At 34.8% G+C, this 20,550-nt stretch carries 16 protein-coding genes; 4 read left to right on the top strand and 12 right to left on the bottom strand.

Annotated elements, in window-relative coordinates:
• Positions 1-22: 22 nt before the first annotated feature.
• The 5 genes from Dongsha4_RS09785 to Dongsha4_RS09765 all read right to left on the bottom strand — a co-directional run bounded on the left by Dongsha4_RS09785 (position 23) and on the right by Dongsha4_RS09765 (position 6,557).
• Positions 23-1,783 (bottom strand): ABC transporter ATP-binding protein, encoded by a 1,761-nt coding sequence (locus Dongsha4_RS09785; RefSeq protein ID WP_330202221.1) that lies wholly within the window; start codon positions 1,781-1,783, stop codon positions 23-25.
• Positions 1,780-2,964 carry a glycosyltransferase family 4 protein gene (locus Dongsha4_RS09780; RefSeq protein ID WP_330202220.1) on the bottom strand — a complete coding sequence of 395 codons (1,185 nt, stop codon included), beginning with the start codon at positions 2,962-2,964 and terminating at the stop codon, positions 1,780-1,782. Before Dongsha4_RS09780 ends, Dongsha4_RS09785 begins: the two co-directional genes overlap by 4 nt.
• A 119-nt stretch (positions 2,965-3,083) precedes the next feature.
• Entirely contained in the window at positions 3,084-4,310 is a 1,227-nt protein-coding gene (locus tag Dongsha4_RS09775; RefSeq protein WP_330202219.1) for a glycosyltransferase, read from the bottom strand.
• A 185-nt stretch (positions 4,311-4,495) separates the two neighbouring features.
• Positions 4,496-5,164 carry an SDR family oxidoreductase gene (locus Dongsha4_RS09770; RefSeq protein ID WP_330202218.1) on the bottom strand — a complete coding sequence of 223 codons (669 nt, stop codon included), beginning with the start codon at positions 5,162-5,164 and terminating at the stop codon, positions 4,496-4,498.
• A 52-nt stretch (positions 5,165-5,216) separates the two neighbouring features.
• The gene (locus Dongsha4_RS09765) at positions 5,217-6,557 is read right to left on the bottom strand and encodes a glycosyltransferase family protein (RefSeq protein WP_330202217.1); all 1,341 of its coding nucleotides are present in this window, start codon (positions 6,555-6,557) and stop codon (positions 5,217-5,219) included.
• A gap of 182 nt (positions 6,558-6,739) precedes the next feature.
• Here Dongsha4_RS09765 and Dongsha4_RS09760 point away from each other — a divergent pair, with 182 nt between their 5' ends.
• On the top strand, positions 6,740-7,015 hold the full coding sequence (locus tag Dongsha4_RS09760; protein WP_330202216.1) for a YkvA family protein: 276 nt from the start codon (positions 6,740-6,742) through the stop codon (positions 7,013-7,015).
• 91 nt (positions 7,016-7,106) lie between these two features.
• Here the strand turns inward: Dongsha4_RS09760 and Dongsha4_RS09755 are convergent, their stop codons facing one another.
• The 3 genes from Dongsha4_RS09755 to Dongsha4_RS09745 all read right to left on the bottom strand — a co-directional run bounded on the left by Dongsha4_RS09755 (position 7,107) and on the right by Dongsha4_RS09745 (position 9,458).
• A complete protein-coding gene (locus Dongsha4_RS09755; protein WP_330202215.1) occupies positions 7,107-7,421 on the bottom strand; it encodes a hypothetical protein in 315 nt (104 codons plus the stop codon).
• Between the two features lie 112 nt (positions 7,422-7,533).
• Positions 7,534-9,033 carry a hydroxysqualene dehydroxylase gene (locus Dongsha4_RS09750; protein ID WP_330202214.1) on the bottom strand — a complete coding sequence of 500 codons (1,500 nt, stop codon included), beginning with the start codon at positions 9,031-9,033 and terminating at the stop codon, positions 7,534-7,536.
• A 20-nt stretch (positions 9,034-9,053) separates the two neighbouring features.
• Positions 9,054-9,458 carry a hypothetical protein gene (locus Dongsha4_RS09745; protein WP_330202213.1) on the bottom strand — a complete coding sequence of 135 codons (405 nt, stop codon included), beginning with the start codon at positions 9,456-9,458 and terminating at the stop codon, positions 9,054-9,056.
• Between the two features lie 158 nt (positions 9,459-9,616).
• On the opposite strand from Dongsha4_RS09745, the gene Dongsha4_RS09740 reads away from it, so the two are divergent.
• From Dongsha4_RS09740 to Dongsha4_RS09730, 3 genes are all read left to right on the top strand, one after another.
• Complete coding sequence (locus Dongsha4_RS09740) at positions 9,617-10,312, top strand: DUF3318 domain-containing protein (protein ID WP_330202212.1); 696 nt, start codon at positions 9,617-9,619, stop codon at positions 10,310-10,312.
• 153 nt (positions 10,313-10,465) lie between these two features.
• Positions 10,466-11,890, top strand: coding sequence for a glycosyltransferase family 2 protein (locus Dongsha4_RS09735; protein WP_330202211.1), 1,425 nt, complete (start codon positions 10,466-10,468; stop codon positions 11,888-11,890).
• A 102-nt stretch (positions 11,891-11,992) separates the two neighbouring features.
• A complete protein-coding gene (locus Dongsha4_RS09730) occupies positions 11,993-12,577 on the top strand; it encodes a peroxiredoxin (protein WP_330202210.1) in 585 nt (194 codons plus the stop codon).
• Between the two features lie 148 nt (positions 12,578-12,725).
• Here the strand turns inward: Dongsha4_RS09730 and Dongsha4_RS09725 are convergent, their stop codons facing one another.
• The 4 genes from Dongsha4_RS09725 to Dongsha4_RS09710 all read right to left on the bottom strand — a co-directional run bounded on the left by Dongsha4_RS09725 (position 12,726) and on the right by Dongsha4_RS09710 (position 20,409).
• Positions 12,726-16,376 (bottom strand): NB-ARC domain-containing protein, encoded by a 3,651-nt coding sequence (locus tag Dongsha4_RS09725; protein ID WP_330202209.1) that lies wholly within the window; start codon positions 16,374-16,376, stop codon positions 12,726-12,728.
• A gap of 481 nt (positions 16,377-16,857) precedes the next feature.
• On the bottom strand, positions 16,858-18,297 hold the full coding sequence (locus tag Dongsha4_RS09720; protein WP_330202208.1) for an MBL fold metallo-hydrolase: 1,440 nt from the start codon (positions 18,295-18,297) through the stop codon (positions 16,858-16,860).
• Between the two features lie 250 nt (positions 18,298-18,547).
• The gene (locus Dongsha4_RS09715; RefSeq protein ID WP_330202207.1) at positions 18,548-19,357 is read right to left on the bottom strand and encodes a TIGR03943 family putative permease subunit; all 810 of its coding nucleotides are present in this window, start codon (positions 19,355-19,357) and stop codon (positions 18,548-18,550) included.
• A 17-nt stretch (positions 19,358-19,374) separates the two neighbouring features.
• The gene (locus Dongsha4_RS09710; RefSeq protein ID WP_330202206.1) at positions 19,375-20,409 is read right to left on the bottom strand and encodes a permease; all 1,035 of its coding nucleotides are present in this window, start codon (positions 20,407-20,409) and stop codon (positions 19,375-19,377) included.
• Positions 20,410-20,550 lie beyond the last annotated feature (141 nt).

Genomic DNA, 20,550 nt, shown 5'->3' with positions numbered 1-20,550 from the left:
TTCTTGATTTTTTTGAATAATATTACAATTTAACTAATTTATTTAGATGTTCACAATTAGATAAAGTTTCTACTTTACCATTGTTTAAATAAAGAATTAAATCGGCTTTTTCTGCTAAAGATAAATCATGGGTAATTAAAAAAGTAGTGCGATTTTGAGCTAATTTTTGTAGGGATTCCATAACAATTTCTTCATTTTGACGATCGAGTCCTGTGGTTGGTTCGTCTAAAATTAAGATGGGAGTTTGTCGAATAGCCGCCCGTGCGATCGCAATTCGCTGTCTTTGCCCTCCTGAAAGGGTTGTACCTCTTTCTCCAATCATGGTATCGTATCCTTGGGGTAAATTGGAGATAAAGTCGTGAATATTGGCTAATTTGGTAGCTTCAACAATTTCCTCATCAGTGACATTCTTCACCCCGTAAGCAATATTTTCTCTGATAGTCGCTCCAAACAACAGACTTTCTTGTAAAACTACACTAATTTGCGATCGCCACGATTTAAGAGTATAATTTCTAATATCCTTACCATCAACTAAAATTGCCCCTGAAGTGGGCTCATAAAGACGTAATAATAAACTCATCAAAGTAGATTTTCCGCCCCCAGAAATCCCCGTAATCATAACAAATTGCTCTGCTTTTATCGTTAAATTAATATTATTAAGGGTTTGTTTCCCTGAGGGATAAGTAAAACTAAGATTTTTGAAAGTTATTTCCCTTTGTAGAGGAGAAGCATTGATAGTATGGGGTAAATCTCGAATTTCGGGAGTTTCCTTGAAAATATTTAAAATTCTTTCTCCAGAAGCCGAAGCCTTAGCTAAACGCCCAGTATATTTAGCAAAATTTTGGATTGGTTTAAAAGCATTTTTGAGATAGGTAAAAAAAACAATTACATCTCCTGCCGTCAAATTATCTTGCAATACTAAATAAGAACCATACCATAAAACCAAAGCAATACCCAAAGCAATTATCATATCGACAATCCTTTCTAAAGAAGCGGATAAACGTTGAGTTTCAACTTTTTTTGTTAAACTAGCCTGATTTTGATGAAAAAATATTTGAGCAAAGGCATTTTCCAAGGATAGGGATTGAATCAGTTTAATTGCCATCATCGACTCCGCCGCCGTTGAAGCAACTAACCCCTCTTTTTTTCGTTGATTAAGAGAAGATTCTTGTATCTTAGAACTAAGAAGATTTCCAGCTAATACGAACAAAGGTACTGTCAATAAAGACAGTAAAGTCAACTTAACATCAATCCACAACATTGCCCCAACGGTTGCCACTAAGGTTAAACTACTGATTATCAGGGGTAAAGTAGCTGTTAATAAAATCTCTTGTAACCGACTAGCATCACTGCTAACTCGGATGATTAAATCTCCACTTTTGGCTTGGTTGTGATAATTGAGAGAAAGTTGTTGTAGATGGCAATACAAATCATCCCTTACCTGTGTCATTACCCTACTACTAACCATCGCAGAAACTACAGTACTCCAGTACCCTGCAAAAGCTCTCAAAGAGGTAATCAGTAAAATAGAAAGACTGCTTAAGGTTAATAGAGAAAGAGGTGAAATTTGATTCAGAATAAGGGGAGTGGGAGTATCTCCTAAAACGTAGTCAAATATAAATTTTAAGGGTAAAGGCTCTAAAACTCTTAACCCAACTTCTGCCACGATAGCGATAAAGGTTATAATCACTAACCACTTTTGTTGATGTAGATAGGGCGAAAAATAGCTTAATAATTCTGAGAGAATGGGCAGAGTTTTTGTTAAGGATTTTGCGGATGTCATGAATTACCCTCCTTTATCCTTAAACTAGATTCTGCGACACAGGCTAAAATTTTATCGGCGACTTTATCCCATGTATAATGACTTAAAATCTTTGCTCTAGCAGATGTACCTAGTTTATCACGAAGAAGATGCGATCGAGCTAAAGTTATTAAAGCATTAGTTAAAGCAAAACTATCTCCAGCCTCACACAGTAAACCATCAACCCCATCCTCTATCAATTCCTTAATTTGCCCAATATTACTCGCAATGACAGGTAAACCTGCCGCCATATACTCATAAACTTTGAGAGGAGAAAAATAAAAATTATCTAAAGAAGGATAAGGCGCAATACCTACATCCATTTTCCCTAACCAATAAGGAATCATGTCGGGAGATACCGCCCCCACGAATTGCACCACAGATTGTAATTGACGTTGCTTAACATTCTCCACTAAAAAATCTTTTTCCGTGCCATCTCCCACAATTAAAAGACGACTTTCAGGATAATCTCGATTAAAACGAGCAAAACTGTCGATTAATATTGGTAAACCATGCCAAGGCTTCAAAGAACCCACAAAACCCACAGTAAAAGGATAATTAGACTTTTTATGGCTATTTTTAATGACATCATCAGAAAATCTTTGAGCATTAACTCCATTAGGAATAACTTTAATTTTCTCTGGATTGCTCACATATTGACTAACATAACTTTTAATTTCTTTTGACACAGCAATAATGATAGTTGCCAATTCAAATACCCTTTGAGCAATTTTTTCTGCCTTCTGACGATGAACCAAACCCCGATGTTGATCTTGTTCTATAATCAAAGGAGCATTAACTTCTAAAATACTGGGAATATGTCTTTGTTGGGCAAACTCTATTCCTGCATAACTCCACAACGAATAACGCTCATAAATAAAATCAAAAGGTTGAGTTAAAGTTAATAAGGAATCTAAATCAGAATTAATACTTAAAGCCATTTTTTCCCTTTCACCCTTTTCTACCTTTGGAATAGGAGGAAGAGGATAAATGTTAACCTTTTCAAAATCATGGGGGATTTTTTCCCCTAAACGAGGAGTAAATAGGGAAACTTCGATATTTTTCGCCAATAATGAGCGGATTATTTCTTGTACATGAATTGCACATCCTTTTTGCCCAAATACGGGAATACCCACATCAGCACAGACATAAGCAACTTTCAAATTAAACCCCCTGTTGTAGTGAATAATGAATAGTTGATAATTAAAAATTCCTAATTTCTAACCTCTAACTCATCTCTTCCTTTCTCCTCATCTCCCAATCACCCCAATCCCCTAAACCCCTAAAATATATTCCTCAATAAAGCAGTATTTTTGTGAATATCAAATTCTGATTCGAGTAAATGCCTTGCTGATTGAGCTAATTTCACCCTTAAATCGGATTTGTAGAGAAGTTGTTTTAATGCTTCTGCTAAAGCCTTTTCATCTTCTTGAGGTACAATCAAACCAGTTTTTCCATCTTTGATTAGTTCAGGGATACCAGTTACATCTGTACCGATACAGGGAGTGCCTAATGCCATTGCTTCCAATAACACCGTTGGTAAACCGTCTCTATTACCATCTTTGGCAACAATATAAGGGGCGGCAAATACTGCGGAATTTTGTACTAATTCACAAACTTCATTTTGAGGGCGTGAACCGATTAAAATGACTTTATCTGATAAATTTAGTTCCTCTATCTGATTTTTTAGGGATGTCTCTAACTCTCCACCCCCCACTATTTGACAGGAAAAATCACATCCCCATTGTTTAAGTAAATCACAAGCCTTAATTAAGATTGATAATCCTTTTTTTTCGACTAAACGCCCCACTGAAATTATTTTTGATGGACGATTTTCGGGGGAAAGATAGGTAAATTTAGCCAAATCAATACCATTGTAAATTCTTTTAACTGATTGAGCTACTTTTCCGTAGTTTTCCTGCAAATATTGACGGTTATAGTCACTTACGGTAATAGTAATTTTACTATCTCTGATTTTATTATGGAGATCGTTAAAGTCAACACTTTTATGGTAAATATCTTTAGCGTGGGCAGTAAAACTGTAGGGAATATCAGTAAAATGAGAGGCTAGACGAGTGACGCTAGTGGCAACCGAGGCAAAATGAGCGTGTAAATGGGTAATATTTCTCTGACGCACTTCTCTGGCTAACCATAATGCTTGATAGACAACACTTGCCCTTTCTCCTGTGGCTAAGGGGAGTTTTTGCCAAATATCGGGTATTATTTGAGCGGTTTCTTGTAATTCTGCCCAAAAGTAACTGGCGGGAGTGGGGGAAAGGGTATTAAGAAAATTACTTTTTCTGCCTTGAGTTGGTTTCTGGATATAGGTAACAGAAGCCCTAACTTGGGAAATAATATTTTGAAAATGAGTATCGGTAGGAGGGCGCAAAGCGAAAATATCGATGGCTAAACCTGCGGATTCATGGGCTAAGATTTCATTAACGATAAAGGTTTCTGAGTAACGGGGATAACGTTTTAGGATGTAAGCTATTTTACATGGCTGTTTCATTTTCCAGATTTAAAGATAAAAGCCTTAATGTATCATAACCATTGTAGAAGAGCCAAAAAAAATATAAGGTATAGTTTTTGATACTATTTACTATTGCCCATTGCCTATTCCCTATTCCCTGATAATAATAAGCCTTGTACCTCTGCATAACAAAAATTACTATACACTATGTCTAATAATTTCAATTAAGATATAGTCAAAGATTGTCCATTATTTTTCGTAGATAATTTCAGCAAAAAGGGTACAGCTTTTTCTACCCATTGATTGATGGGAGTATAATATTGAGCTTCATCCCCAAAACAAATATCTAACATCTGGGTATGAATAATACCGGGGTTAAGGGCAATGGTTGCGATACCAGAAGGTAATTCTTGGGCTAATGCTTGGGTTAATCCTTCTATAGCCCATTTTGAGGCACAATAGGGAGCTACTTCAGGAGAGGTCGATCGCCCCCAACCTGAGCTAATATTAACAATGATACCCTGCTTCCTCTTCATCATTACGGGGAGAACATGACGAATAACATTTGCTGTTCCTTTGATGTTAACATCAATTAAATAAGAGAAATCTTCGGCACTAATTTCCCATAGGGGGGCAGGATAATTAATTACCGCCGCATTATTAATCACTAAATCGGGAATATCAGGAAAAGATTGAATCCATATTTTTACTTGTTCATCATCAGAGACATCAAGGCTACTAAAATGATGTTGAGGATATTTGTGTTGTAAATCTTTGATGGAATTTTGAGAGCGGGAACAACCTATGATATTATGACCCAGACTAATAAACTTTTCACTTAAAGCTCGTCCTAAACCTTTGCTAACTCCTGTAATAACTATAGTTTTTTTCATCGCTGAATTTAATATATTTTTGATTAATTGTAACTTTCAGGGAGTTATTAATTCAGGTTTTTAAGAAAATTTTGGCGGAATTTTTGTTATTTTTGACCATTTCAGTGATTAATTGAGGAATTCTTTTTAAGCCGTCTAAATCTATATTTACTGTTTGCTGATGGTGGTTTTTCTCTTGCCTAAACCATTGACTTAAGGCATCGGCACTCAATTCTTGGGGGTGCAACATATCGACAAAACCTAGTTTGTTTAGTATTTCTGTCCTAATTAATTGTTCTTTGCGAGGGGTAATTCGTGGCACTATTAAAGCCCGTTTTTGAAAAGAAAGTATTTCGCAGGTGCTATTATATCCTCCCATTGACACTACCCAATCGGCTTTTTTTAGAAAGAAGGTAGGTTCATTAACATATTCTAACACCTGCAGATTCGATCGCACCGCACCATTTTGTGATGGCATTTCACAATATTTCTGAATTTGTTGTCGCACAGAAGAGGGCATCATAGGACCTGTAATAATAATACCATGAGTATTTTTTGGTAACTTACTTTGAGCAAAAGCTAAAGCTAAATTTCCGCCGTCTTGCCCTCCCCCTACCATACATAAAGCAACAGACTCTGAGGGGAAATGTAAATCTGTTTTATGATGCTGTTTTTGATACCATTGAATACGGACAGTTTGATCCAAATAACCTGTATAGTGAAACTTACTGGCTATATCAGAACTAAAAGTATATTCTTGTATCGAGTTATAAATTTGCTCATCCCCATAAATCCATACTTGATCATAATATTTGCGAATAGCATCTTCATAATTATTTTTTTGCCAACTATTCTTAATGACATCAGGATCGTCTAAAATATCTCTTAAACCGAGAATACATTTAGTTTTTGTCTTTTTCCTTAAATATTTCAGAATGGGATTCAACTCATTGATTGCACCCCTAGGCACATTGTCAACAATAAAAATATCCGGTTGAAAATTCTTCATTGCTGTTAAAATAAGTTGCGATCGCATCTTAGTAATTTGTTTCAAAGACATATCAAAATGCCTAGCCTGATACTGCCCATTACTAGACTTATATAAAGCAGGAAGAGTTAAGTAATCGATAGCAGAAGAAGAAAAAAATTGATTTCCCTCTCCCATACCACTAATTATTAAAATATTGCCAGAAATACCAGATTCTTCTAAAGTTTGAGCGATTAACTGATTTCTTCTTTTATGCCCTAAGCCCATGGTGTCATGAGAATAAAGAACTATTTTTAATTTTTGAGGAAATATTTGTTCTTTTCTAACAGCAAAATATTGATTAATCTTTATTTGGGATTCAGAAATCGGAATGACATTACTATGATGTGTCCATAAATTCTTAAAATAAGGTAGGGCAATATTCATGATGTTTTTTTTATTCTTGTCTGACAATTAATAATAAGATTCCTAAAATTCTTTGTTTGTTCCTTATACTCTTTATAAAGAGTTAATTATACGCTTAATAGCGATCGCATTTTGTACAACTGATTAGAGATTAATATATGATAGAAGTATGAAAATAAAATTTTTCTGGCTTTTAAAAAATTATGAAAATTACCCCCCAAGCAATTTATAGTCTTTATAGCAACGCTATTCGTAACCCTAAATATCGTAATTGGATTATTCTCGGCACATTAATTTATGTTTTAAGTCCTATTGATATTTCTCCCGATATATTCCCCTTAGCAGGACAAATTGATGATTTTTTATTATTATCAATAATGGCGATCGAAGTTATCCAAATGGTGTTTAATAGTCAGAAAAAAGAAGAAGAAAAACCAGCAGAAAAAACTGTTGATGTGGACGCAGTTTCAGTGGAATAGAATAACTTAAAATAGGTTGGGTTGAATAAATCAAAGCCCAACATAACATAATTAAACAGGGGAATAAAAATAATTTTAATTACTCAGAGAACTAACTTTTAAACATCCCCTTAATTTTTTCTACCCATCCCAAAACATCTTCATAAGAAATTTTTAGTAAAGATAAAACACCTATTAAGATTAAAATAGAACCGAATAAAAAGTTATTATCATATAAATATAAGCCAACTATTACAATAAAATATGGTGATAAAATACCGCTAATTTTTTCCACTAATTTAACCAATGGTGGAGAGTCGATTTCTTCTAATTCCGTATCAAATAAATTCTCATTATTCTCATTAGTTAGGTTTTCTATTTCAGAGGTTGCCATTGGGTTTTTATCAGGGTTATTTTTACTAAACATTGCTATATTTGGAGAGTTTCTAATGATAAATATAAATAAAACATTGATTATAAGCTATCTTTTAAAATTGTAACCTAAGCAATTCACCTTAATAAATTTGCCATAAAGTTTTCTAAAGAGAAAAATTAGGAAAAAAGCCTTCCGCTACCTGACGTAGGTTTTTGTTTATTATACGAGCTATTTCTATATGAGGTTCATCTTTTTGAACAGGGATAATATCAGCTTGTTTACCCTGATGGAAATATTCTATTACCTTATTTGCCGCTTCTAAACCAGTTACATAGGCTTTTTCTTGCGACCAAGAACCATGATTAGTTATAATCCAATCACCACTCATAAATAAATTGGGAATAGCTGTTTGCACTTTTAAAAGGTGTTGATAGCTACCGGGGGCAAAATGAGTCACTCCTTGGGGTATCCTAATGACGCTACTATCGATAATTTCTGCCATCCCAAATTCTGGTAAGCAGGTTTTTAGATATTGATGCACTCTTTCCACAATGGCATCATCCGTCATGGATAAAAACTGATTGGCGTGGTAAAAATCTACCTCCACAACGCTTCCTTTTTCCCCTTGATATTGATCATGAAGAGCATTAAGATCAAAGAATGTCCAACCAGTAGTGCGATCGAACCCAAAACAAGCGTTAGAAGGTTGGGGAATATTCACTTTTTTATCAAACCACAGTCTGACGGCTAAAACATCAATGCCACCTAGGTTATTAAGGTTTCTAAACTGCTGATAGCGATTGAGAGACTTACTACTGCTAACGATTTTTTTGATCCCCGAAACACTCACCCCTGAAATGATACCATCGGCTTCATAGAAATTATCTCCACAAACTACCCCAGTGGCTAATCCTTGCTCATTGACAACAATATCCGTTACCCTTTGATTAGTGACGACTTTTCCCCCTAATTTTTCGATTTCCTCTATCCAGGGTTGAAAAATTTTCTCTCCCACTGTACCACGACACCAAACCACATCAAAATCGGGCTGATGTGCCAAGATAAAATAATATAACATCCCCAACGCCGCCGCCGCACTACATTGCTCACCCGGTGCGAACAAACCTACCAATAACATCGGTTCAAAAGATTCGTGATATAAACGGGATGAGACTCCATATTGTCTAAACAATTCCCTAGCAGTGATTTTATCGTATCTTCTCCATGCTTCTTCCGAATTATCAAAATCTATTACTGCATACATCAAAGGTAACGCAGAGATGCGATCGCACAATGGTAAACGATGGAATTGAGGATAGACAAAAGTACCTAAAGGGGAGGGTAAATAGGGTTGATTTTGAAAAATAGGGGAAGTGGTTTCCAAGCCATAGGGAGAATATTGATTAGATTGAGTAAAGGGGGTAAAAGGCTCTAAATTTAACTCTTTAACTAGATGGAAAATATTGCGGTAGGGATACCAAAAACCGTGTATTCCTGCTTCTACACTCTTACCTTGTGCCGTTTTCCAACCTGCTACTAACCCTCCAGCATGGGGTGAGGCTTCCAGTAAAGTGACATCAAAACCCTGTTTAACAAGGTGATAAGTTGCTCCTAAACCTGCCCATCCCGCACCGATAACGATGATTTTTTTACTTCTGTCCATGATTATAAATTATTCTGAAGTTAAATAATTGATTTTTTTAAATATTTGAACCACTGACTGGCAATATTAATATCGGTAAACGGTACATCAATAGTTTCATTTTCCTTTAAACTAAATTGGAGGGTTGCTTCCCCTTTTTCAGGGAGATTATCTATCTCAACGACTTGATTTTTGACTAATAAATTCAGTTGGGATAAATTTTGTAGAGAAAAGGTTTTTTGATCTTTAATACCCTTAATTGTTGGTATCCCAATAGTGATTAAATCGCCTTTTTTCCCTAATACTGAATAAATGTCGTATTTTGACTTATCAAATTGTTCTGCCCATGCTTGATAAGCCTGAACTTTATCATATTCTTTTTTTCCACTCCACGCTAACCAAAAGAATAGTATGAGTAACGGCAACCAGAGTAAACCACGTTCCATGTTAAAATTGGCAATTAAACTTTATTAGGACTAGCATAGAATAAAAATTGATCTTATCTCAGAAAATAATTAAAATTTGACCCTGAGTTATTAAGATCATAGTCTATCGAAAATCATAGTCTATCGAAAATTATATAATTTAGAGAGTAAATATTTATATGACTTCTTATACAACTTCCTCCGCAAGGGCTGAAATGAATGAATTGAGAAGGTTAAAAACTTTACTACCGCCTGAGTTACAAAGTTGGGTGATGATTGAAGCCTCTACAGAAGTCAATCCTCCTCTAGTTTGTACAGAAGAATTAGGGAAGGATGAGGTAGAAATTCAAATTGATTTAGCGAAATGGGAGAATTTAGCGATAGATCAACGTAATCTTTTATTCTGGCATGAAGTAGCCCGAATTCAAAATGATACCATTCCCAGAGAAGGATGGGAAATGGCGGCCTTAGCTATTGGTTTAGGCGGTGCGGTAGGAGAGTTATGGGTACAGGATGGTTTATTGTTACTTTTAGCTTTGGCTTTGTGTGGTATTTCTGGTTATCGTCTTTGGCAGAAAAATAATGGGGAGAAAAACTTAAAAGAAGCTATTGAAGCCGACGAAAAAGCGATTCAAATTGCCACTCGTTTCGGATACACCTTAAAAAATGCCTATCAAAGTTTAGGAAGTGCTTTTAAAACTTTAATAGAGCAAACTCCTAACCGTAGTCAACGGAAGAAATATGAGGAGCGTTTACAGGCTTTAAGACGTAGTGCGGCAAAAGCAAAGCAACAGAAGACTCCAGAAGGCGGTAATCAGCCCTTGAAAACCCCCTCAGTGCGATCGCGCTCTAGTGCCAGAATGAAGAATATTTAGTTCGGAGTTCGGAGTTTTTAAAAGTAGGGGAGTGAGGAGTGGGGAGTAGGGAGAGTATTCTAAGATCTCATTATACATTCTTTTCTGTTCCCTGTTCCCTGTTCCCTATCCTAGCCAGTTAACCTAAGATACAAACCAATTTACTCAAAAGAGATGTCAAATAATCACCAAGATAACTACGAAAATCAAGAATTAGATCCCATAACTTCCTTTATAGACGAATTTTCTGATCCAGAAATGGAAGAAGAAGAGTTTAGAAGTGACTTTTTTCAAGGATTGTCGGGAAGACGAAAGAAAGCCGCTTTTGCTTTGGGGGTTATCTGGATTGTGACGGTGACTCTCCATCTTGTTTCTTGGAGTATCTGGATTATGGCGATTTTGGGGATTTTTGTCACTATTCAGGCTTTACGGTTAATGTTTGTGGCTTCTTCTGTTGTAGAAACTCCTGAATTAGAAAAATTGCCTTCTGTTTCTCTGATGGTGTCGGCAAAAAATGAGGAAGCAGTGGTGGCTAAATTAGTGAAGATGTTGGCAAATGTGGATTATCCTCAACATTTATACGATTTTTGGGTAATTAATGACAATAGCGGCGATCGCACTGGTATTATTTTAGAAGAATTAAAGCAGGAATATCCCCAATTAAAGGTTTTACACCGTGACTCTAGCGCTAAAGGAGGCAAATCTGGGGCATTAAATCAGGCATTTTTACAAACCAAAGGGCAAATAGTCGGGGTATTTGACGCTGATGCGATTATTCCCCGGGATATTCTCTTAAAAACTGTGCCTTTATTTGCAGAGAAAAAAATAGGTGCGATTCAAGTCAGAAAGTCTATTTCTAATAGTAACGATAATTTTTGGACAAAAGGGCAATCGGTGGAAATGTCTTTAGATAGCTACTTTCAACAACAGAGAATCGCCTGTGGTGGCATGGGAGAATTGAGAGGAAATGGGCAATTTGTGCGTCGATTAGCCTTAGAAAGTTGTGGCGGTTGGAATGAAGAAACCATCACCGATGATTTGGATTTAACTATCCGTTTACACCTTGATCATTGGGATATAGGTATTTTAGCTCATCCTGCTGTAGAAGAAGAAGGAGTAAAAGGTGCGATCGCACTTTGGCATCAAAGAAGTCGTTGGGCAGAAGGAGGCTATCAGCGCTATCTTGACTATTGGCGCTTTATCATCAGTAACCGTCTCAACTGGCAAAAAAAATTCGATTTGCTATACTTTTTCATGGTGCAATATATCTTTCCTACCGCCGCCATTCCCGATTTAATTATGGTTACTACCCATCACACTTATCCCTTAATTGCGCCCTTGAGTAGTTTAACCCTATTTCTCGCCTTTTGGGGTATGATTATCGGCTTAAAACGTACCAATCCAGAGAAAGAATACAAATTTGCTGATTACTTACAATTGATACAAAAGAGCATCTTAGGCATGATATATATGACTCACTGGTTTATTGTAATGCCTGTTACCACTGGCAGAATGTCCATTCGTCAAAAACGTTTAAAATGGGTTAAAACAGTCCATGAAGGAGATAAAGAATTAGCTATTAGTAATATCAGTAATTAGTCATGGAAAAAATGAAGAATAAAAATAAAAAATTAGCAGTTAAACAGGTATCTTGCCTGTGTTTTTCTAAATATTATTAATGTATAAAAATACCTATAAAAGATGTTAAAAATAGGACAAAAAGCACCAGAATTTACAGCAACTGCCGTTATTGATCAGGAATTTAAAGTAGTTAAACTATCTGATTATCTTGGAAAGTATGTAATTTTATTCTTTTATCCCCTTGATTTTACCTTTGTTTGCCCTACAGAAATTATTGCTTTTAGTGAGCGTTACGAAGAATTTAGCAGTTTAAATACTGAAATTTTAGGGGTTTCTGTTGATAGTGAATTTGCTCATTTAGCATGGATTCAAACAGAAAGAAAACAAGGAGGAATAGGTGACATTAATTATCCTTTAATCTCTGATTTATCTAAAGAAATTAGTAAAGCCTATGAGGTTTTAGATGAAAATGCAGGGGTTGCCGCTAGAGGATTATTTATTATTGATACGGAGGGTAATATACAACAAATTACTATTAATAATCTTTCTTGTGGACGGAGTGTAGATGAGACGTTGAGAAATTTAAAAGCCATTCAACACGTTCACTCCCATGATAATGAAGTTTGTCCCGTTGATTGGCAGGAAGGTGATAAAACCATGATTCCAGATCCTTTAAAATCAAAGTTATATTTTGAGTCGAAGTAATATGTAACCTGAGTTCGGGATAAATTTTCATCTATGAGTGATGAGAAAAGGGCAAAGGTAAATAGTTAAGAATTAAGAATTAAAAACCCCGAACTCCGAACTCCGAACTCTTAACCTTATCCGATATTCTTAAACCGAACTGAGGTACTTAAAGAGTTACTTGTGCCCCTAAATTTTCTAAGGTAATCATTTCTGGAATAGTCAATCCTTTGATGCCTATAAAACAAGAATCCTCGAAAGGACGTTTTCCTCTTAATGCCATAATACATTTACCCGTTTCCACATTCCAAATTTTGACGGTTTCATCTTGACTGCCACTAGCCAAATATTTACTATTGGGATGAAAAGAAACAGACCAAACCCAACTATTATGACCTCGAAGAATTCTTAAAAAATCTCCTGTTTTGGCACTCCAAAGTCGAATAGTATGATCGCAACTACCACTAGCTAAATATTCTCCATCAGGACTAAATGCTACTGATTGAACCCAACTGTAATGACCGATCAAAGTTTTGACACATTCTCCCGTTTTTGCTTTCCAAAGTCGAATAGTATAATCACAACTGCCACTGGCTATATATTCACCATCAGGACTAAATACAACAGACTGCACCCAACTTTGATGACCTTCTAAAGTATGTAGACATCTACCCGTATCAGTATCCCATATTTTCACGGTTCTATCTTCACTGCCACTAGCAAGAATTTTGCCGTCAGGACTAAATGCTACTGACCAAAGCCAACTTTGATGACCTCGTAGGGTTTTGAGACATTTTCCTGTCACTATATCCCATATTTTTAAACTATAGTCTCCACTGGCACTAGCTATTTTTTTGCCGTCGGGGCTAAATGCTACTGAACGAATCCAACGATTATGTCCTACTAATGTTTTGAGGCATTTTCCTGTAATCATATCCCATATTTTTAAACTATAATCACTACTGGCACTGGCTAAAATCTTACCGTCGGGACTAAATGCCACTGAACAAACCCAACCTTTATGTCCATGTAGAGAGGTAAATGTTTGTGTATTATTATTTTTTGTATTTAAATTACTTACATCCCATAATTTAATTAATTTATCTTCATTGCCACAAGCTAAAGTGTTGCCGTCGGGACTAAAAGTCACTGCCTGAATCCAACTAGCATAACCTTGCCATGTTTTGATACATTGACCTGTGCTGGTTTCCCAAAGTTTAATAGCATTATCTTCTCCTCCACTAGCTAGAATTTGTCCGTCTCCCCGAAATGCGATCGCACCTAGTCTGCTATTGTGTCCATGAAGTGTTTTACGACAAGTACCCTGTTGCCAATCCCATAAACGAATTGTATGATCTCCTGCTCCACTGGCTAGAATGTTATCTTCTGGATGAAATGCTAATGAGCGTATTCTTTGTGTGTGTCCATGCAGTTCCTTTAAACATTTTCCTGTTTGCCAATCCCATATTTTAATGATGCGATCGCCTCCTCCACTAGCTAAAATTTTTCCATCACCACTAAAAGCAAGAGTGCGAATCCAAAGAGTATGCCCTTTCAAAGTCCGCAGACATTCCCCCGTATCTAATCGCCAAATTTTAATTAATTTATCTTCACTACCACTAGCCAAATATTTACCATCTGGACTAATCACCACCGACCAAACATAACTATTATGACCATTTAAAGTTTGTAAACAAATACCACTGTCAAAATCCCAAATTTTAATAGAACAATCACTGCCACCACTAATCAATTTTTCACCATCTGGAGTAAAAATAACACACCTGACTCTTTGGTTATGACCAAACAAAGTATTTAAACATTTTCCCGTACTAACCTCCCAAATTTTAATGGTTTGATCACTACTACCACTGGCTAAATACTTACCATCAGGGCTAAAAGCCACCCCATGAACCCACCCCGCATGACCCTTAAAAATGGAAATAAGACGATTTTCCTGTAAAGACCAAACACAAATTTCCCCATTCACATCCCCTGTCACCAAAAATTGATCATTAGGACTGTAAACCATCGAAAGAATATTACTCAACCTTTGAGGAAAAACCGACTGTTGAAACTCACAATGGGCAAAATTAACATTATGAAGTTTGCATTCTTGTAGATAAGCCTGTCTGATAGTTAATTTAGAAAAATCCCATCCGCTTAAATCTGTATTTAATTCACACAATAAATTAAGAATATTACCCACGGCATAGCCTGAGCCTGTGAGATTTTCTTCTTGCAATTTTCGTACAATTTTGTTTAATTTACTTTCTAAATAATACTGATTCTTAAAAATAATAATTAATTTATCTAATAAAGGTCTAACAATAAAATTTACCTGAGATTTTCTAGTATGTTCTTTTATATCTGTTTTTAAGAGAGCATAATGATTAAATAAATCTAATTCTTCTGTGATTATTTCGTTGATAATTTCCTGAATTAACTTATTAATTAAATATTCTTTTACCACTGGTTGCAAAGAAAATCGATTATCATGACATTCAATTAAAGAACGCCCCATCAATGATTTAATTGCTGTAATTAGATGTAAACGAGAGATTTTGGGGTAAATATCCCTTTCCAAATCATTGGTAGTAACTTCGTCAATATTAATGGCTAACCAATAGAGAATTTTTTTTCCTAAGTCCGACAACCGTTGGAAATGTTCTTCTAAAAGACAAATTATTTCATCGAAAATAAAAATTTTATTTTTAATAAACTCAGATAAAGAACCATCAAATAATTCTTTAATTGTTGCTCCTAAAATTTTCAATGTGAGAGGATTACCATTATAGTTTTCAATTAGTTGATTTGCTTGAGCATAATTAGACCAATAACAACCTTTAATTTTAAGAATTTCTAAACCTGCTTGAGTATTTAAACCTCCTAAGTTAAAACAACGAACAGGTAAAGTATCACCGCACATCAAAACCATTTCCTTAATTTTTTCTCGACTGGTGATTAATAAACAACTTTTATGGCGACATTCTCCTAATTTTTGAAATAATTTAATATAGTCTTGAAAATCTGCTTGAAAATAGCCAGAATTAACTCCAGTGGCGAGGATTGTTTCTAAATTATCAAGAATAATTAAACAGCGATGTTGAGAACAAAAATTGATTAAACGGGAAATTTGTTCATCAATATTAATAACTAAATCTTTTTCTTGTTGAGTGAAAAATTGCAAAATATCAGAAAGCAAATCACTAAGCAAAGTTGCATTACTTAAAGACCTCCAAATAACATATTCAAAGTCATGCTCTATATTTTCCCCTAACTTAACACTCAGATAAGTTTTTCCCATGCCTCCCATGCCCACAACACCCACACAACGGCATTTATCTTGAACAATCCATGTTTGTAGTTGAGTTAATTCGGATTCTCTGCCAACAAAATAACTTACATCTGGGGCAGTACCCCAATCTTTTTGAGTATTGTAACAATAGTTAATATTTTCCTTGACATTATCGACATTATTACCAATCACTTCTGGAGATTGAGGAGAAAAAGATAAGTTGAGATTATGATCGAGTTTTTTTTGTTCTAGGATTTTAATTTTTTTTTCTAAGATGGTGCGAAAGTTGGTTTTTTTAACCTTTTCTTCGCAAATGTCTGATAACAATTGCCAGAGTTTTGGTCCTGCGTCTCTTTTGAGATAACTAACGGAATAACCGCAAGATTGGGCTATTTCTTCATAGCGCTTACGAGGTTCAGATAAGGATATTAACAATAACTGCTTTTGTAGATCACTTAGATAGTGTCCACTTTTAATATAAACTTGGTCATCTACTAACTGAATTATTTGTTCTACATCCATGGGTTTTGTGTGACAAAAAATCTCAAAAGTTTGTCTTTTGATTTTAGTGCTGATTTGACAATTTTATATTTAACTTTAAAATCTTTTAATAAGTAGTTAATTAGTTTTTAATCAAAAAGAGTCAAAAACAATTATGTTTCGCTCTTAAATAATATCAATTATTATAGCTAGGTTTTGTGAATATAAGTTTAAAAATAAGTACCAATATCGGCTAGGAGAAATGAGAAATGGAAAATTATTATTTTTGTTGGTTGATTATTTGAGCTTTTTAATATTTTTTGAAGTAAAAGAAAGATAAAAAAAACAAGAACATTTTTTAAGGTGAAAATGATAGTATTTGGTGAAAATAGCTTTTATTTACTAATTTTTCATAAAATATAAAACTGATAAGACTTAAATAATCTTAATGAAATAATATTTCTGAAAAAAGTTTTTAAGTTTGATAATAGTTTTTTGTGTGTCGAAGGGATGTTAGATGGCTTTATTTGTTTCTTTTTTTGATCAAAAGATTCCCTATTCTTAACATTGGATTAATATTTTCTTCTGTATCAAGATTGTCTTGAGATATATTACCCCATTTCGCAATTTCTAGTTTTATGTTGTTACCTTGTACATACTGAGAAGATAGTCTTAATTCAAGGGGGTCTTTTAATAGGGAGGCATCGGCGGGAATGATTCCCAATTTATTGATTGCATAAACTTTTTGAAAGGTTCTATATTCTCCACTACACAGAAGGTAATCCCAATCTCGCTTTTTCTCTATTAGGCTAAATAAACTAGAGGCGGTGATGTAACTAAACAAATTTGCGATCGCATTTCTTCCTTGTTCAACTTTAATTTTATCTTGGGAAAAGTCTATAAACCATTTTTGTGAACCATCGGGAAAAATAACCTCTAATTGATAAATAACAGACCATCGACAATGTTCTTTAAAGATTAAATCCTGATATTCTGTAATAAAATTCAGCAAATTGATCTCAATTTCTTCGGCTATGTGAGATTTCATTTTCGATAAATCATAATTTTCGGGGTTGCCGTCAAGTAAGTTTTTTTCCACATTAACAGGGGAAAATTCTAAGCATTCCCGATCATCTAAAATCATTTGTGCATATTCACTCTGACCACGATTATAGCTATATTTTCCTTGATCAATAGTAAAAACGTCACCGGGATCAAGGGTGTAAATATTTTCTTTCAATTCAGGAAAAGCAGTTTCTAAATCTCGACAAAATCTTTCTCTGGTAACGGGAAATACAATGCGGTTTTGCCATGATGATTGATTAATATACTTAAATCCATTTGCCCCCGGTGCGATCGCATTTGGTTCAATTAAACTAATTAAATGGAATAATTCTCCGTATAAACCAAAGGGAAAAGAGAGACTTTGATTATATTGATATTTCCCTTCCATACTAATGTGCCAAACACTCAATAAAAAATCAATGTGGGGATAATCCTTCTTGACTCTTTGGATAGTAGGAGGAGCAAAATAAGTATCAACAGTATTCCAAAAAACCCCAGAAGAATCAGCAAATACCATGCCAAATTCAGGCACTCGAACCTCAGAACGAGTAGTCATCAATACAGTTGAACCAATCCTGACTTTATCAAATTCCCTGAGAGGATAAATAGACTTATATCCTAATTGAACAAGACTTTCAGCAATCAATTTATCTTGAGGAATTAAAACATCGACATTTTTCGGTAAAGAAGCGAGGGTGCGAATGTCAAAATGATCTAAATGTTGGTGAGAAATGACCAAAAAATCAAAACCGGGTATTTTTTCAGGGAAAACCACTCGTTTTGGACAAGATTCGTTCAAACCTTCACAAAAAGGATCAAAAAAAACAGGATCCATTAATACCCGACAATCTTCCGTTTCGACAAAGAGGGAAGCATGACCTATTAAATCTATTTTCATGGTTTTCTAGTATTGTTTTCGACAATTCTATCCTAAAAATCTCGATTCTAAACTGGAAATAATAGCTTAATTCAACAAAGCCCATTAAATTAAAAAAAAATGTATTTAAAATCAATGTAAGCGTAGTTTATGTAAATTATAAATACTATTGCCTATTGCCTTTCTTCCCTTAAAATGCAAGATACAGAGGGGTTTTTCCTATTGCCAAACTTAGCCGACAATGTTATATTGCACTCAGGTTATCAACACACTAATAAGCATAAGGATTAGAGGGAGTCGGAATCGTTTTCACCATCTGTGCCTGTAACACTAATTGTCTTTTTTCCCTGATTAATTTATTTTCGCTGACTTCTAAAGCTGGTAGGGTAACTGTATTCATCAAACCTTGAACTTCTAACCAACTATCGGGAGGAAATTCGTTGCGAGAATCAGGTAATTCTACCAAAATCCCCACGGGGTAGGCATCCACTGCACAACAAGTCAAAACAAAGCGAGAAAGATAGATATAGTTTTCAGGAAGATGATCTAAATGTACCACGAATCCTGTTATGTTGGCAGGTTGCCCTATATAATTATCTGGCTCAGGATATACATTCAAGGTTCTAACCCATTCTATCAAAGAGCGTTTTTCAGGGGGAATTTGATTGAGAAAAGATTGAGTTTGTAGGGTTGTGGGAGGTAAGGTGTCTGTTACGCCTCTTTGCATTGCAGTTTGGCTATTTAAAACCATTGGATTGATAATTAAACCTAAAACCGCAACAGCTATCAATAGGCTACTTCCCCATCCTTTAGGTAGTAAGTTGCTATGTTGACTATTTGCTAATTGTTCAAAATTAGGATTTTTTTGATGATAAATAAAAACTTGATATATCTTCGCTATAGCTAGTAATAATAAAACAATACTGCTAATAAGTACTAATAAGAAATAATTAGGATGAATTAATAAATAAAGCTGTCCTGTTACCCAATATTTGAACAATAATATTGACCAAGAAAAAATAGCTATTATATCTATAATATTAAACCATTGTTTTTTATTATTTATTAGGTTGTTAATCATGGTTTTGATAATAAAAATTAGAATAAATAGTTATAGGAAAGGGTTAATATAAAAGTTAACTGAGCAACGATTACCATTAAATAAATAATCATTCTTGGTTTAAAAATAGATAACATTAAGCCGATCGCTTTTATATCAATCATAGGTCCAAAAACCAGAAATGCAACTAAAGAAGCGGTGGTAAAAGTGGAGGCAAAAGATAAAACAAAAAATGAGTCAACCGTCGAACAAATAGAGACAACTGCGGCTAAAATCATCATTGAGATAATAGAAGTGATGGTATCTTGTCCTAAATTTAAAATAATCTCTCTGGGGACAAAAACTTGTATCGAAGCTGCGATCGCACTTCCTAATATTAACACACCACCCAATTCTCTAAGTTCGTTCGTAACATTGCTAATAAATAAATTCCACTTGTAAGACTTACTAACTTGATTTTTAGGATTAACCGGAGACTTTAACAAAGTTTGATCCATTTTGACTGTCTGCCCTTGAGGAGAAAGAAGAAAGCTACCAGATTGTAAAAGACTGTATTCTGGTTGAGAGGAAGATGTCTGAAGGGATTTTTTTGCTTCCATTTGCTCAAAAATAGCAGTCAAACGCTTTGCTAGTAAAGGTTTTAACAGGGGTCGAGGATCTTTTTGTAAACTAAAAATACAACCCACTGCAATGGCGATAGTCAAAGAAAAGATGATCCTTAACCAAAAAACTTCAGGTTGTCCTCTAAAAGCGACATAAGTTGACCATAAAACGATAGGATTAATGGTAGGGGCGGCAAGAAGGAAGGAAATTGCTACAGAAGTAGGTAAGCCCTGCAATAGTAAACGACGGGCAACGGGAATATTTCCACATTCGCATACAGGAAAGAAAAAACCGAATAAACTGCCAATTATTGAACCTAAAAAAGGATGATTGGGGATTCTTTTAATTAAATTACCTTCATCAAAAAAAAGAATTAAACTACTAGATAATAACACCCCCATTAATAAAAAGGGCATCGCCTCAACTAATAAACTGGTAAATAAAGTAAAAGCACTATAAATTTGAGTCATGGGTGTGAGATAAAAAAGAATAAGAAACCTATTATTAAAAACAAATAATCTAAGTCATAAGCTAATCTGAGTTGGATGTTTTTGGATAAAGAGGGTAATTTTTCAGACATGAATATATTATCAGTCGTTGCTGACTTTAGA

Source organism: Cyanobacterium sp. Dongsha4 (genome assembly GCF_036345015.1).
Lineage (GTDB): Bacteria > Cyanobacteriota > Cyanobacteriia > Cyanobacteriales > Cyanobacteriaceae > PCC-10605.
The sequence above is the reverse complement of the archived record's forward strand: the minus strand, read 5'-3'. Positions and strand labels throughout refer to the sequence as shown.

Coding starts and splice junctions, on each gene's coding strand:
- Dongsha4_RS09785 (WP_330202221.1), bottom strand. CDS start 1,783: ATGACATCCGCAAAATCCTTAACAAAAACTCTGCCCATTCTCTCAGAA.
- Dongsha4_RS09775 (WP_330202219.1), bottom strand. CDS start 4,310: ATGAAACAGCCATGTAAAATAGCTTACATCCTAAAACGTTATCCCCGT.
- Dongsha4_RS09770 (WP_330202218.1), bottom strand. CDS start 5,164: ATGAAAAAAACTATAGTTATTACAGGAGTTAGCAAAGGTTTAGGACGA.
- Dongsha4_RS09765 (WP_330202217.1), bottom strand. CDS start 6,557: ATGAATATTGCCCTACCTTATTTTAAGAATTTATGGACACATCATAGT.
- Dongsha4_RS09760 (WP_330202216.1), top strand. CDS start 6,740: ATGAAAATTACCCCCCAAGCAATTTATAGTCTTTATAGCAACGCTATT.
- Dongsha4_RS09755 (WP_330202215.1), bottom strand. CDS start 7,421: ATGTTTAGTAAAAATAACCCTGATAAAAACCCAATGGCAACCTCTGAA.
- Dongsha4_RS09750 (WP_330202214.1), bottom strand. CDS start 9,033: ATGGACAGAAGTAAAAAAATCATCGTTATCGGTGCGGGATGGGCAGGT.
- Dongsha4_RS09745 (WP_330202213.1), bottom strand. CDS start 9,458: ATGGAACGTGGTTTACTCTGGTTGCCGTTACTCATACTATTCTTTTGG.
- Dongsha4_RS09740 (WP_330202212.1), top strand. CDS start 9,617: ATGACTTCTTATACAACTTCCTCCGCAAGGGCTGAAATGAATGAATTG.
- Dongsha4_RS09735 (WP_330202211.1), top strand. CDS start 10,466: ATGTCAAATAATCACCAAGATAACTACGAAAATCAAGAATTAGATCCC.
- Dongsha4_RS09730 (WP_330202210.1), top strand. CDS start 11,993: ATGTTAAAAATAGGACAAAAAGCACCAGAATTTACAGCAACTGCCGTT.
- Dongsha4_RS09725 (WP_330202209.1), bottom strand. CDS start 16,376: ATGGATGTAGAACAAATAATTCAGTTAGTAGATGACCAAGTTTATATT.
- Dongsha4_RS09720 (WP_330202208.1), bottom strand. CDS start 18,297: ATGAAAATAGATTTAATAGGTCATGCTTCCCTCTTTGTCGAAACGGAA.
- Dongsha4_RS09715 (WP_330202207.1), bottom strand. CDS start 19,357: ATGATTAACAACCTAATAAATAATAAAAAACAATGGTTTAATATTATA.
- Dongsha4_RS09710 (WP_330202206.1), bottom strand. CDS start 20,409: ATGACTCAAATTTATAGTGCTTTTACTTTATTTACCAGTTTATTAGTT.